Origin of the sequence: Pseudomonas fluorescens NCIMB 11764 (assembly GCF_000293885.2) — a bacterium.
Lineage (GTDB): Bacteria > Pseudomonadota > Gammaproteobacteria > Pseudomonadales > Pseudomonadaceae > Aquipseudomonas > Aquipseudomonas fluorescens_B.
The window spans coordinates 4373662-4386785 of the sequence record NZ_CP010945.1; the positions used below are offsets into that span (position 1 = coordinate 4373662).

The following is a 13124-nucleotide window of genomic DNA, read 5'->3' on the forward strand; positions in this document are numbered from 1 at the left end:
CAATGGTGCTCCCCTGAATGTTCATGGAGACGGCCATGCGAATGACATTTCTCGGTGCGGCAGGCACGGTCACCGGCAGCAAATACCTGCTGGAACATCGCGACCAACATGTACTGATCGATTGCGGCCTGTTCCAGGGCTATAAACAGCTTCGGTTGCATAACTGGGACCCATTCCAGCTCCCGGTTGGCGACCTCGGCGCCATCGTGCTGACCCATGCCCACCTGGATCACAGCGGCTACCTGCCCGTATTGGTGCGCAATGGTTATCGCGGGCCGGTGTATGCCACACCCGCCACCTGTGAACTGGTGAGAATCCTGCTATTGGACAGTGGCCGCCTGCAGGAAGAGGCCGCCGAGTTCGCCAATCGGCATGGTTTCTCCCGGCACAACCCGGCATTGCCGCTGTATACCGAGCAAGATGCCGAGCGGGCACTGAAACTGTTACACCCCGTGGAGTTACATCACCGGGTCAACATTGTCCCGGGCATGAGCATTCAGTTTCGTTGTGCCGGGCATATATTGGGCGCGGCAACGGTGGAGGTGATCGCCGACGGCATCACGCTGGTGTGCTCAGGCGATCTGGGGCGGCCAGATGATCCATTGATGTTCGCGCCTGAAACGGTCGAGCAGGCTGATTACTTGCTGGTGGAGTCGACCTACGGCGATCGCAAGCATCCGGTCGAGCCGCCGGAGGCGCAATTGGCCGAAGTCATCACCCGCACCGCGCTGCGCCATGGCATCACCTTGGTACCATCGTTCGCCGTGGGCCGCGCCCAGTTGCTGATGTACCACCTGTATCGGCTGAAACAGCGACATGCGATTCCCGATGTGCCGATCTATCTAAACAGCCCGATGGCCACGGACGTCACCAGTTTGTACCAGCGTTTTCGCAGCGAGCACCGGTTATCCCTCGAGGAATGCGAAGGCATGTGTCATATCGCCAAGTTCGTACGCACCACCAAGGACTCGATCGAGCTGGATCGCCAGCGCACGCCGGCGGTGATTATCGCTGCCAGTGGCATGGCCACGGGGGGACGGGTGATCCACCACCTCAAGGCGCTGGCCCCCAACCCGATCAACACGCTGCTGATGCCGGGTTTCCAGGCCGGCGGTACCCGTGGCGCGCAAATTGTCGCGGGCGCTCCTTCGGTGCGCATCCATGGCAAGGATGTGCCGATCAGGGCCGAGGTGGTGCCGATACAAACCCTGTCCGCGCATGCTGACGCCGATGAAATCATGCAGTGGCTGCGCGGGTTCAAGCGACCGCCCAGACACACCTATGTCGTGCACGGAGAACCCAATGCCTCGGATGTACTGCGCCGACGTATCAGCCTGGAACTGGGGTGGTCGGTTTCGGTGCCGGAATATCGCGACAGTGTTGAACTGGCTCCCTGAGCCGGCTCGGGTAAAGGGTGTGACGAAAATAGAAAAACCCCGGCCGCTTTCACGGCCGGGGTGTTGTAAAACGATGCCTTGCGAAGGTCAATTGACCAGGCATTGGCGCTAGGGCAGGAAGCGTTTGGGCAGCATGCGTGTAAGGGTGTTGTCACGCACCCAGTAGTGATGGAAAACGCCTGCGCAAGCATGCAAGCCAATCAGCCAGTACCCGGCGGTACCTACCCACTCATGCCAGTGTTTCAACTGCTTCGCCATATCGGGGTCGACTGCGATGGGCGAGGGCAGTGTGAAATCAAAATACGGTATCGGTTTTCCGGCAGCACTGAGCATCAGCCAGCCGAGCAGGGGTGTCGCGATCATCAGTGCATAAAGCGCAAGATGGGTCAGGTGCGCCATCGCGGTCTGCCAGGCCGGAGGGCGGGGCGAGATGGGCGGGCGTTTTTGCAAACGAGCGAGTAACCGGACCCATACCAAGGAGAAGATTGCCAGTCCAAACAATGCATGGGTGCCCAGCAATGGGCTCCTCAATGGATGCTGGCGGGGGAGCAAGCCTTTGAGCTCGATACAGGCATAGACGCCGACAAACAGCCCGAGCATCAGCCAGTGCAAGGTGATTGAAAGTGCTGCATACCGCTGTGGTTCTGAGTGTCTTGTCATATAGGGCCTCTTGCGGGTTTGTCCTGGCTGCCGAGTCATTCACGCAGCCAGCAACGGGTTTGGCTGCTGAATCGAGTGGCGAGAACTCTGCCTGCCCAGTCTTAAGGCAATCTGAAGACAGCTTTTGCACTGACATGAGTCCACCTTCAGATTCCGTTAAGAAATGCCTTGGATACTTCTCCCACACTTAACCCGGGAGGCGTCTTCCAATGCCCGATTTTGAATGGAATATTCCTCTACCCCTGCGCTTCGGCCACGCCGAAACGCCGACGATGAGTCTGGCCAGAGCGTTGCCTGACACCCTCGAGCGCCCAGTCTTCGAAGCCTTCATTCAGCAACGCTTTCGTAAGGCACACGGCGCCGATATACGTCACTTCATGCCCGAGCTGTTCGGCATGAGCGATGCAACAGGCACGCTCTGCGCGGTTGCCGGTGTGCGCCGGGCCAACGACGAATCGTTGTTTCTGGAACGTTATCTGGACGAGTCGATCGAGCCGCTGATCAGTGCCACTGCCGACCGCCCTGTGGATCGCAGCGGCATCGTCGAGGTCGGCAACCTGGCTGCCAGCGACACCGGCAGTGCGCGAATGAGCATCATCGCCATCACGTACCTGCTGGCTTTGGGCGGCCTGGAATGGGTGGCGTTCACCGGCAATATCGGCCTGGTGAACAGCTTTCATCGCCTGGGCCTGAAGCCCGTAACCCTCTGCGCTGCCGATCCCTCGCGGCTGGGCGATGACCGCCACAGCTGGGGCAGTTACTACGAGAGCAAACCCTGGGTGCACGTCGGCAACATACGCGCCGGCTTCATCCATTTGCGCAACATTGGCATGTTCAATCGCCTGGGGTTGCCATTGTCCATCGAGGAATCCAGCCATGTCGCCTGAACTGCAGCGGTTCAAGCAAACCCTGCGCAGCCATGCCGAGCGCAAGTCCAACGCCATCGCCTTGTGGGGCGATCACCTGAAAGTGGATTACGCCACGTTGTATGCCGAAGTGGTGTACCGCCAGCAGCGCTTGCGCGATGAAAACTTCAAGGTGGTTGCCCTGGCGCTGGACAATGGCGTCGACGCCATGCTCTGGGACCTGGCCGCGCTGTTCGAAGGCCTGACCTGCCTGACGTTGCCCCCTTTTTTCAGCCCGGCTCAACGCATCCATTGCCTGGAACAGAGTCAGGCCGGGCTGGTGATTGCCGAGCCGGAACTGGCGGACGAACTGCAAAGCGCCGGGTACGAAAAAAACGGCGAGTTCTGGCGCCGCACCTTCAACGGCCCGAACCGGATGCCGGAAGGGACCGCCAAACTGACGTTCACCTCCGGTACCACCGGTACACCCAAAGGCGTGTGCCTCAGCGCCGAGAGCCTGTTAACGGTCGCACGCGAACTGGATCAAGCGAGCAAACCCGCTGACCCGCAACATCACCTGGCCCTGTTGCCCTTGGCGATCCTGCTGGAAAACCTCGGCTGCTATGCCGCGCTGTATGCCGGCGCCACCTTGAGCGTGCCGAGCCAGAAAACCCTGGGCATTCAGGGCGCCAGCGGTGTGGATGTGCCACGCCTGCTCGGTTGCCTGGCCACACGTGCCCCCGAAAGCCTGATCCTGGTGCCGCAACTGCTGTTGATGCTGGTCAGCGCCGCCGAACAAAAAGCCTTCAATCCTTATCCATTGCGTTTTGCCGCGGTGGGTGGGGCACGGGTCAGCGAAGAATTACTGCACCGTGCGCAACGGATCGGTCTGCCGGTGTACGAAGGCTACGGGCTGTCGGAGTGTGCCTCGGTGGTCTGCCTCAATCGGCCCGAGGCCCGACGTCCCGGCAGTGTCGGCCAGCCACTTCCCCACGTAGAGATTCGCCTGGCACAGGATGGCGAAGTGCTGGTCAAGGGCGCGACGCTGCTCGGTTACCTGGGTGAGGCGCCGCACACCGATGAGTGGTGGCCGACCGGGGATCTTGGTGAATTCGACCCTGACGGTTTTCTCTACCTGAAAGGGCGCAAGAAACATCAATTCGTCACCAGTTTCGGACGCAACGTCAATCCGGAATGGGTTGAGGCCGAATTGACCCAGCGCCGCCATATCGCCCAGGCCTTCGTGTACGGCGAAGCCATGCCGCGAAACCATGCGTTGCTCTGGCCCCATCGACCGGATTGCACGGACGAAGAACTGGCCGCTGCCGTCGCACAGGCCAACGAAGCCTTGCCCGATTACGCCCAGGTCCATCACTGGACCCGTCTTGATCAACCCTTCACTCCCGCCAATGGCCTGCTCACCGCCAATGGCCGCCCACGCCGTGACGCCATCGTCGAGCGTTACCGGGCGCAACTGACTGAATCAGCACTTTCCGAGGTATCCGCATCATGAGTTTTTTCGACACGCTGCAAGAAGCCACGCAACAAGAACGCCATACATTGTTCAATCTGCCGATCATCCGCGACGCGCTTGAGGGCAAGGTCAGCCTGGAAAGCTATCGCGCGTTCCTGGCGCAAGCCTATTACCACGTGCGCCACACCGTGCCGTTGATGATGGCCTGCGGCGCCCGTCTGCCGACACGCCTGGAATGGTTGCGTAAAGCGGTGTGCGAGTACATCGAGGACGAATACGGTCACGAACAATGGATATTGGACGATATCGAAGCCTGCGGCGGCGACAGGAACGCGGTGCGCGACGGTCGTCCATCCATGCCGATTGAGTTGATGGTCAGCTTTCTCTACGACCTGATTGCTCGCGACAACCCGGTCGGCCTGTTCGGCATGGTCAACGTGCTGGAAGGCACCAGCATCGCCCTGGCCACCCACGCTGCCGGCAGCATTCGCGAGCGACTGGGCTTGCCGGAGAGCGCCTTCAGCTACCTCAGCTCCCATGGCTCCCTGGACATCGAACACATGCAGACCTATCGCCGGCTGATGAACACCCTCGACGATCCGGCGGATCAGGCGGCCGTGATCCACGCCTCCAAAGTGGTGTACACGCTCTACACCGATATGTTCCGTGGTTTGCCGCGCGACGGGGAGAACCTGCATGCGCCTGTCTGAAGCTCGCGTGGTGCTGACCGGCGCCAGCGGTGGCATTGGCCTGGCGATCGCGTCTGCCTTGTGTGCCAGCGGTGCACACGTATTGGCGGTGACCCGGCATCGCGAATCCCTGGAACCGTTGCTGGCTCGCTATCCGCAGCACTTGTGCTGGATCGGCGCGGACCTGACCGTTCTGTCCGACCGGCGCAAGGTGTTGACCGCGGCGGAGTCTATTGGCGGAATCAATCTGCTGATCAACGCCGCCGGGGTCAACCACTTCGCCATGCTTGAGCAACTGGAGGACAGCGACATCCACGCCATGCTGGCGGTGAACATCAGCGCGCCGATCTGCCTGACCAAGTTGCTGTTGCCGCTGCTCAAGAAAGCCGAGAGCGCGATGGTGGTGAACGTCGGTTCGACCTATGGATCGATCGGTTACCCCGGCTACGCCAGCTATTGCGCCACCAAGTTCGCCTTGCGCGGCTTTTCCGAAGCCCTGCGCCGTGAACTGGCGGACACCCGGGTCGGCGTTCTCTACGTCGCGCCACGCGCCACCCGCACGAGCATGAACAGCCCGGCGGCGCAGGCCTTGAATGACGCTCTGAAATCCAATGTCGATGCTCCCCAGACAGTCGCCTCGGCGGTGATCCACGCGATTGCCGGCGACCGTCGCGATTTGTACCTGGGCTGGCCGGAGCGCTTTTTCGTGCGCCTGAACAGCCTGCTGCCCAATTTGGTGGACCGAGGCTTGCGCAAGCAATTGCCGCTGATCCGTCGCCTGAGTCAGAAGCCCGATAACGAGAACCTCAAACCATGAAAAAATTCACCGTTTGCCTGCTGCTCACCGCCCTGAGCCAAAGCGTCTGGGCGCTGGACACCGCTGACCAGCAACGCCTGACCGGCATCCAGCAAAGTTGGGCGCACATTCAATACGAAATGCCGGCCGACCAACGCACCGCAGCGTTTGAAAAGCTCGCGGGCCAGGCGGCTGCGTTTACCCGGGAGCGCCAATCGGTGGCCGAAGCCTGGATCTGGTCCGGTATAGTCAGCAGCAGTTGGGCCGGAGCCCAAGGCGGATTGGGTGCGTTGAGCAAGGTCAAGGACGCGAAGGTCGATCTGGAGAAAGCGCTGGCGCTGGACCCCAAAGCGCTGCAAGGCTCGGCCTATACCAGCCTTGGCGCCCTGTATGACCGCGTTCCTGGCTGGCCCATCGGTTTTGGTGATTCGGACAAGGCCGAGCAGCTACTCAAACAGGCCTTGCAACTTAACCCGAACGGCATCGATAGTCTGTACTTCTGGGGGGATCACCTCTACCGTCAAAAACGCTACGGCGAAGCCAGAAGCGCGCTGCAAAAAGCCCTGCAAGCGGAGCCAAGGCCGGGCCGGGAAACCGCCGATGCCGGACGCCGCAAGGAAATCGAAGCGTTGCTGGTGGACGTGAACAAGAAACTCGACTGACAGGAGTTCGTGTGCGCTTATTACTGATCGAGGATGACGTAGCGTTGGGCGAAGGCATCCATCAGGCTCTGGGGCGAGAAGGTTACACCGTTGACTGGGTGCAGGACGGCAGCAGTGCCTTGCACTCGCTGCTCAGTGAAACCTTCGATCTTGCGGTGCTCGACCTTGGCTTGCCGCGTATGGACGGCCTTGAGGTACTGCGGCGTTTGCGTGACAGCGGCTCGAATTTGCCGGTGCTGATCCTTACCGCGCGCGATGCCACCGAAGACCGTATCGCCGGACTGGATGCCGGCGCTGACGATTACCTGATCAAACCCTTCGACCTGGCCGAGCTGAAGGCGCGCCTGCGAGCGTTGCTGCGGCGCAGCGCCGGTCGCGCCCAGGTGTTGATCGAACACGCCGGCATCAGCCTTAATCCTGGCACCCAGCAAGTCAGCTACCAGGGAGAACCGGTGGCACTGACGCCAAAGGAATATCAACTGCTCCACGAATTGCTCTCGCCACCGGGCCGAGTCATGACCCGCGATCATCTGATGCAGCTACTGTATGGCTGGAACGAAGAAGCCGAGAGCAACACCCTGGAAGTGCATATCCATCACTTGCGAAAGAAATTCTCAACCGACCTGATTCGCACCATCCGCGGTGTCGGATATCTGGTGGAGGAGCGCCGATGACCTCGATCAGGCGTCGCACCCTGACGCTGATCATCGGTCTGTTGCTCGCAGGTATTACGATGATGAGCGTGCTCAACCTGCACGACAGCAATCACGAAATCGCCGAAGTCTATGATGCTCAGCTGGCTCAGAATGCGCGACTGCTGCAAGGGGTCATGCGTATGCCCATGGCCAGCAGGGAACACTCCGATCTGTATCAGGCCTTCAACAAGGCCTTGAGTGAAGCGGAACCGAGAGTCGACGGTCATCCCTATGAAACCAAGATTGCCTTCCAGGTCTGGAATCCCAAGGGCGAAGTGCTGGTGCATACCGCCAGCGCGCCGTCTTTCGGCACACCCCCGGGGACGCCAGGATTCAGTGATGTGGTGGATCTGAACCACCGTCACTGGCGTGCGTTCATGCTCGAAGACAAACAGAACGGCCTGCGCATCTGGGTTGGCGAGCGAGACGATGTGCGTTCGGACCTGGTGGACCGGATCGTACGCCATACGCTGGGGCCCAATATCCTGGGCAGTTTGCTGTTGGCGTCGATGATCTGGCTGGCGATCGGCTGGGGTTTGAAACCGTTGGTCGATATGGCCGCGACATTGCGTGCGCGGCATCCAGGCTCACTGGAACCCTTGCAACTGATGCCGTTACCTACCGAGCTTGAGCCCATGCAGGCGGCCCTCAACCGCATGCTCGCGCAGATTCAGGAAGTCATGGGGCGGGAGCGGCGCTTTATCGCTGACGCCGCCCATGAAATGCGCACGCCATTAGCGGTGCTCAGGGTCCATGCACAGAACCTGATGGAGGCGGGCAGTGAGGAGGAACGTTGCGAGTCCCTCGAACATTTGATCGCCGGCGTCGACCGTGCCAGCCGACTGGTCAACCAATTACTGACCATGGCTCGACTTGAACCGCAATCAGCGATTCGTATACCCCCCACCATTGATCTGGTCGCCACCGTGCGCGCTAGCCTGGTTCAGATGACCCCCTGGTTGTTGAACAAGGGGCTCGAGCTGGCTTTCGATGTCAGCGACGAAATCGGCCCGGTCAGAGTTGATTCCGCAGCCATCGATATCGCCTTGAACAATTTGGTGACCAACGCTGCAAACTTTTCCCCGGAGCACGGCTTGATCACGGTAAGGCTGAATAAAAAGGCAGATCACTATGAACTGTCTGTCGAGGACGAGGGACCGGGGATTAACGAGGAAGATCGTGATCGGCTTTTCGAGCGTTTCTACAGCCGTGGCAATGATCAGGGGGCGGGCTTGGGTTTGAATATCGTTCAGGCGATCGCCGATCGCCTGGGAGGACAGATTCGGTTAGAAAATCGCGCCTCGAAAGGGTTGTGCGCCACGTTGGAATTCCACTGTTTTTGACGCCGCTGCTTTAGCGCGCGTCTGCGAGTCAGCCCTTGGGACTGGAGCGTCAGAGCCTGTCACTCAGGACCTTCGATGTCCTGTTTCCCGCGCCGCTCGATGCCGGTAGGGCTTCCGGAGTCAACGAGCCTTCTCTCCAGCAGAATATTCTGCAGTGCCTGGCGATCTGCCGGCTCCAGCTGATGCGCTCTTTCCTTAAGCTCCAGCAAGATCGGGCTGGAATAGGTGCGGTAGGTTTTCTCCGCCGTACGAATCGGTGTCATTTAATCCCTCCTTGATCACCTGCACACTCAGGTTGGCGCGTTGCGATGCGTTAGAAATCCTAGTTGAGGAAACGGATTATCGCCAAAAAAGGATCGCACCAAAAAGGGGGGGATTCTGGCAAACCTTGAGCCCTGGCTGAGCGGTGGTCGTTAAAATCGCGGATTACCCGGAAGCAAAGGGGATTTGGAAGGTGGCTGGAGACGTGATCTGCGTGACGTATAAAAAGTTTGGGAAAGAATGAAACACCGTACGCAGCGACGGTGTTTCAGTTTGGTTGATCGATGAACAAAAGGACCACTGATAATAAATCCAGTGTGCATTAACCGATGCACACCGATTCACCTCATGGTCGCGCGGAGCGCTTCAATATCACTCTTCGCTTGCCCAGACACCTGTGGCGGCAGTGCGTCGAACATAGTCGCTGAAGTCCCGTGCCGGGCGACCCAGCGCACGCTGTACGCCATCGGTCACAGGTGTATTGCGGCCATCGAGTATGGTCGTGAAGAGATAAAGCACCAGATCGATCAGTTCGGCGGGTACCTGCGCCTGTTCCAACGCCTGCCGATAGGCGTCCGGCGGTACCGCAACGTACGCAATGCCCCGTTCCGTCTCACGGGCAATTTCAGCGACAGCCTCCGTGAAGGTCAATGCTCGCGGACCCGTCAGTTCATACAGTTGGCCTGCGTGTCCCGGCTTGGTCAGTGCTACGACCGCGATCTCGGCGATGTCTTCCACGTCGACAAAGGGCTCGGCGATGTTGCCGACGGGGAGGGCCAGTTCTCCTTGCAAAATCGGCTCGAGAAAATGGGCTTCGCTGAAGTTCTGAAAAAACCAGCTGGCCCGCAGGATGGTCCAGTCGGCCCCGCTGTTTTGAACGACGCGTTCGGCTTGTTCCGCTTCAATTTCGCCACGCCCCGACAGCAGCACCAGTTTACGCACGCCGCTCTTGACCGCTTGATCGGTGAATGCCTGCACCGTCTCAACGGCACCGGGGACTGCGAGGTCCGGTTGGAACGAGAGGTAGACGGCGCGAACGCCATCGATCGCGGCGGCCCACGTGCTTCGATCCTCCCAGTCGAAAGCGGGACTGGCCCTTCGGGAGCCCAAGCGGACAGACACTCCCTGCGCTTGCAATCGCTGAACAATTCGCCGCCCTGTCTTGCCCGTAGCACCGGTAATCAGGATGGTTTCCTGGGAGGTTTTCATCGCGCTCATCTCCATTGATTTAATGTGAGTGTTACTCATGTTTTAAAGATGATAAACCCTCACGTTTTATCGTCAACCGGCAGAATCGCTGAAACCGACGTACGGGCAGTGCTAAGGTGAGGCTATGTCATGTTATTGATCGGGAGCGCACCAGTGCCCAAGAAAGCCACCGAAATCGTCGAACAGCCTGCCTCCGAGCCGGCCCGGCGTAATCCCACGCAACAACGCAGTCGCGAGCGCCAGGAGCGAATCCTCGCGGCGGCGACACAATTGACTGCGAGCAAGGGCAGCGATCAACTCAAAATGAGTGAGATAGCTGAATGCTGCGGGATTTCCATCGGCTCGCTTTATCAGTACTTTCCGGACAAAAGTTCGGTCATACAGACCCTGGCAGAGCGCTACAACGCCGAAAGCCGTCGCTGTATCGAAGCGGCGCTGGCGGCGGTTGAAGATGCGCAAGGGCTGAGCGCAGCCTTTTCAGCGCTGCTCGACGAGTATTACGAGATCGTCCTGGCAACACCGGCGATGCGCGACATCTGGTCGGGCATGCAGGCAGACAAACACCTCATGGCGCTGGAGTTGCAGGAAAGCCGGATTGCCGGTGGGCTGTTGGCTGAGGTGATGATGCGGGTGTATCCAGGCAGTGACGCGGGGCAGGTCCAGGCCTCGGCATTTCTGATCTGGCACCTGGGCGAAGCGACCATGCGTCTGGCCATCTCATGTGCGCCCGAAGAGGGGCGCGGACTGGTCGAGGCGTTCAAGCGAATGGCTTTGCGTGAGATCATCGGGTTGACGGCTGGGACGAAGGGCGTCGCAACCGCCAGACCTGCCTGTTAAACGAAAGGTTGACCAGTAAAGCCCCGAGGCAATCGTTGCCGCCCGTCCATCGCGGTAAGCCGCTCGACCCATTCCACGCGCCAGTCATTGGCGGTGTGAGTGACTTTGGCTTTGCGTGCGGCGCGGCGAGCAGCGTTACGCTGGTCTTTGCGCGCATCCTTGAACGCATCGGTGCTTCGGCAGCTTCTGCATTTCACCCGGGTCAGTTCAGTCGTTGAGGTGAGTTTGCTTCCTTTGTGACCGCAGGCCAGATGCCCGCCAACTTTGAAGTGAGTAACCATCAGACGCCTCCTTGGTGACGTGTAACTGTTGGACCTCCAGCAAGTAATGTCGTTCGGCACGCAAAAAAATGGCCCGCATGCGGGCGGGCCAAGGGGTTCATCAGAAGGAGTAGGTTCACTGTACGGCTTGTTTTGTGAACACTTTGTGAAATGGCCGGGCAAAAAAAATCCCGGCGCCAGGCCGGGTGGGTTCAGCAGTAATGATCAGCCAAGCGCGAGCACGGTGACGAAAATGTCGCCGTTCATGGGCTCTGAATCAGGTCGTGTACGCGTTGTCCGGTGTCCAGATCGAATCATCTGAACCTTGGCAGCGGCGGTTCGACAGGCTTGAGCGAGGACAACGTGCTGCGGATCAGTGGCGCATCCTTCTCGATGTCGTTCAGGCGATCACGAATTCTGAGGGCGGTCGGGTGCCCGCCTTGATTATCGACCCAGTCGGCGATTTCCTTGCACGCCGCGGCCAGGCGAGCCTGGCGGGAATCAAGCAGGGTGAGCAGGGTGGTGATGGACTCTTTTTCGGACATGGCAAACACCTCCGTTCAAGAAACCTGGCAATTGGCAACAAAAAGCCCGCTGGGAGCGAGCTTTCTGCCGATGGGGTCGCTGGTCCCTCAGCCATTTCAGTATAGACCCGGACTTCAGCCTTGTCGGGCCGTCACCTGCGATCGGGCGTTGTATAGACGGCAGGCGCGACGGGCATCTTCTTCAGTATCAAAGCCGTCGCCAATGAAGCCACGGGTGCGGGTATCAATGATGCGATACCAGACTTTAGCGTCGGGTGGTGGATGACCGACTTCCCCGGCGCGGCGACCATGAATGATGATCTTGTTGCAGCGCTGCACAACGAAAATGTCTTCCATGGCGTCACCGGAGCTAATTTCTGTCACATCTACTATAGAAGCCATTCGCGATCGTGCAAAAAATGGACAGGTCAGTTCGTCGGTTGAGACGCCTCGATCATCCGTTCCAGGTACATCGCCAGCCCGACTTCTTCGGCCCTGAGGCCTTTACGGGTTCTGGGTCGCGGTAACTCGGCCAATGCCCCCAGCAGAAAGCCGTCGAGCACCGCCGGGTGGATATAGCACTTGCGACAGACCGCCGGGGTGTTGCCGAGTTGCCTGGCGACGTTCTTGACCATTTCCACTACATGGCGCTTGGCATCAGACTCCGGCTCCCACTGCAACTCGCGCAGCACGGCCAATGCCAGGGCGCTGCCGGCCCAGGTGCGGTAATCCTTGGCGGTGAAGTCAGCGCCGGTCAGCGTTTGCAGATAGGCATTTACGTCGGAGGAACTGACGGTGTGCCGTTCACCGTTTTCATCCAGATACTGAAACAGGTTTTGCCCGGGAATTTCCTGGCAGCGTTTGATGATTCGCGCCAGACGCCGGTCTTTCACGGTGATCTGGTGTTCGACACCGCTCTTGCCACGGAACTGGAACCGGATCGCACTGCCGTTGACCTCGACGTGACGGTTGCGCAGGGTGGTCAACCCATAGGAGCGATTGTCCCGCGCGTACTGCGTATTGCCGACCCGGATCAGGGTCGCATCCAGCAAGGTAATGACCGTGGCCATGACTTTGTCGCGGCTGAAACCCGGCGCCTCCAACAGTGTTTCAAGCTGTTTGCGCAGCTTCGGCAGGGCCAGCCCGAAGTCCCGCAACCGCGAGTATTTATCGGCATCGCGTACTTCCCGCCAGCGCGGGTGGTAACGGTATTGTTTGCGCCCCCGGGCATCGCGGCCGGTGGCTTGCAGGTGCCCGCGCGGGTCGGCGCAAATCCATACGTCGGTGTAGGCCGGAGGGACGGCGAGGGCGTTGATGCGCTTGATCTCGTCCGGATCAGTGATGCGCTGACCCGTGGGTTCGAAGTAGCAAAACTTGCCGCGCAGTTTCTTGCGAGTGATGCCGGGCTGGGTGTCGTCGACGTAGTGCAGGTCGGGCGGCAGCACGTCGGGCAATGCGGAATCGGGCATGGC

General features: G+C 59.7%; 16 protein-coding genes. 9 read left to right on the forward strand and 7 right to left on the reverse strand.

What is annotated here, in order from left to right:
• Positions 1-35 precede the first annotated feature (35 nt).
• Positions 36-1397 (forward strand): MBL fold metallo-hydrolase RNA specificity domain-containing protein, encoded by a 1362-nt coding sequence (locus B723_RS20045; protein ID WP_017338578.1) that lies wholly within the window; start codon positions 36-38, stop codon positions 1395-1397.
• A 108-nt stretch (positions 1398-1505) separates the two neighbouring features.
• Here the strand turns inward: B723_RS20045 and B723_RS20050 are convergent, their stop codons facing one another.
• Positions 1506-2057, reverse strand: coding sequence for a cytochrome b (locus B723_RS20050; RefSeq protein ID WP_017338579.1), 552 nt, complete (start codon positions 2055-2057; stop codon positions 1506-1508).
• Positions 2058-2266: 209 nt separating this feature from the next.
• Between B723_RS20050 and B723_RS20055 the strand changes: the two genes are divergently transcribed.
• The 7 genes from B723_RS20055 to B723_RS20085 are packed head-to-tail and all read left to right on the forward strand — an operon-like array spanning position 2267 to position 8561.
• Positions 2267-2944, forward strand: coding sequence for a thermostable hemolysin (locus B723_RS20055; protein ID WP_017338580.1), 678 nt, complete (start codon positions 2267-2269; stop codon positions 2942-2944).
• The gene (locus B723_RS20060) at positions 2934-4415 is read left to right on the forward strand and encodes an AMP-binding protein (RefSeq protein WP_017338581.1); all 1482 of its coding nucleotides are present in this window, start codon (positions 2934-2936) and stop codon (positions 4413-4415) included. Before B723_RS20055 ends, B723_RS20060 begins: the two co-directional genes overlap by 11 nt.
• The gene (locus B723_RS20065) at positions 4412-5086 is read left to right on the forward strand and encodes a TenA family transcriptional regulator (protein WP_017338582.1); all 675 of its coding nucleotides are present in this window, start codon (positions 4412-4414) and stop codon (positions 5084-5086) included. The genes B723_RS20060 and B723_RS20065 overlap by 4 nt, the downstream gene beginning before the upstream one ends.
• The gene (locus B723_RS20070) at positions 5073-5882 is read left to right on the forward strand and encodes an SDR family oxidoreductase (RefSeq protein ID WP_017338583.1); all 810 of its coding nucleotides are present in this window, start codon (positions 5073-5075) and stop codon (positions 5880-5882) included. Before B723_RS20065 ends, B723_RS20070 begins: the two co-directional genes overlap by 14 nt.
• Positions 5879-6523 carry a tetratricopeptide repeat protein gene (locus B723_RS20075; RefSeq protein ID WP_017338584.1) on the forward strand — a complete coding sequence of 215 codons (645 nt, stop codon included), beginning with the start codon at positions 5879-5881 and terminating at the stop codon, positions 6521-6523. The genes B723_RS20070 and B723_RS20075 overlap by 4 nt, the downstream gene beginning before the upstream one ends.
• Positions 6524-6534: 11 nt before the next feature.
• Entirely contained in the window at positions 6535-7197 is a 663-nt protein-coding gene (locus tag B723_RS20080) for a response regulator (RefSeq protein ID WP_017338585.1), read from the forward strand.
• The gene (locus tag B723_RS20085) at positions 7194-8561 is read left to right on the forward strand and encodes a sensor histidine kinase (protein ID WP_017338586.1); all 1368 of its coding nucleotides are present in this window, start codon (positions 7194-7196) and stop codon (positions 8559-8561) included. Before B723_RS20080 ends, B723_RS20085 begins: the two co-directional genes overlap by 4 nt.
• A 59-nt stretch (positions 8562-8620) precedes the next feature.
• On the opposite strand, the gene B723_RS20090 is transcribed toward B723_RS20085, so the two are convergent.
• Positions 8621-8824 (reverse strand): hypothetical protein, encoded by a 204-nt coding sequence (locus tag B723_RS20090; RefSeq protein ID WP_017338587.1) that lies wholly within the window; start codon positions 8822-8824, stop codon positions 8621-8623.
• 370 nt (positions 8825-9194) lie between these two features.
• Positions 9195-10031, reverse strand: coding sequence for an NAD(P)H-binding protein (locus B723_RS20095; RefSeq protein WP_017338588.1), 837 nt, complete (start codon positions 10029-10031; stop codon positions 9195-9197).
• 153 nt (positions 10032-10184) lie between these two features.
• Between B723_RS20095 and B723_RS20100 the strand changes: the two genes are divergently transcribed.
• Positions 10185-10868 carry a TetR/AcrR family transcriptional regulator gene (locus B723_RS20100; RefSeq protein ID WP_033037582.1) on the forward strand — a complete coding sequence of 228 codons (684 nt, stop codon included), beginning with the start codon at positions 10185-10187 and terminating at the stop codon, positions 10866-10868.
• On the opposite strand, the gene B723_RS20105 is transcribed toward B723_RS20100, so the two are convergent.
• The 4 genes from B723_RS20105 to B723_RS20120 form a co-directional block, all read right to left on the reverse strand.
• Positions 10865-11149 carry a hypothetical protein gene (locus B723_RS20105; protein WP_017338590.1) on the reverse strand — a complete coding sequence of 95 codons (285 nt, stop codon included), beginning with the start codon at positions 11147-11149 and terminating at the stop codon, positions 10865-10867. The genes B723_RS20100 and B723_RS20105 overlap by 4 nt on opposite strands.
• A gap of 293 nt (positions 11150-11442) precedes the next feature.
• Positions 11443-11673: a hypothetical protein gene (locus tag B723_RS20110; protein ID WP_017338591.1), complete on the reverse strand. Its 231-nt coding sequence runs from the start codon at positions 11671-11673 to the stop codon at positions 11443-11445.
• Positions 11674-11787: 114 nt separating this feature from the next.
• Positions 11788-12009, reverse strand: a complete 222-nt coding sequence (locus tag B723_RS20115) for a hypothetical protein (RefSeq protein ID WP_017338592.1) — start codon at positions 12007-12009, stop codon at positions 11788-11790.
• Positions 12010-12080: 71 nt separating this feature from the next.
• The gene (locus B723_RS20120) at positions 12081-13121 is read right to left on the reverse strand and encodes a DNA topoisomerase IB (protein ID WP_017338593.1); all 1041 of its coding nucleotides are present in this window, start codon (positions 13119-13121) and stop codon (positions 12081-12083) included.
• Positions 13122-13124 lie beyond the last annotated feature (3 nt).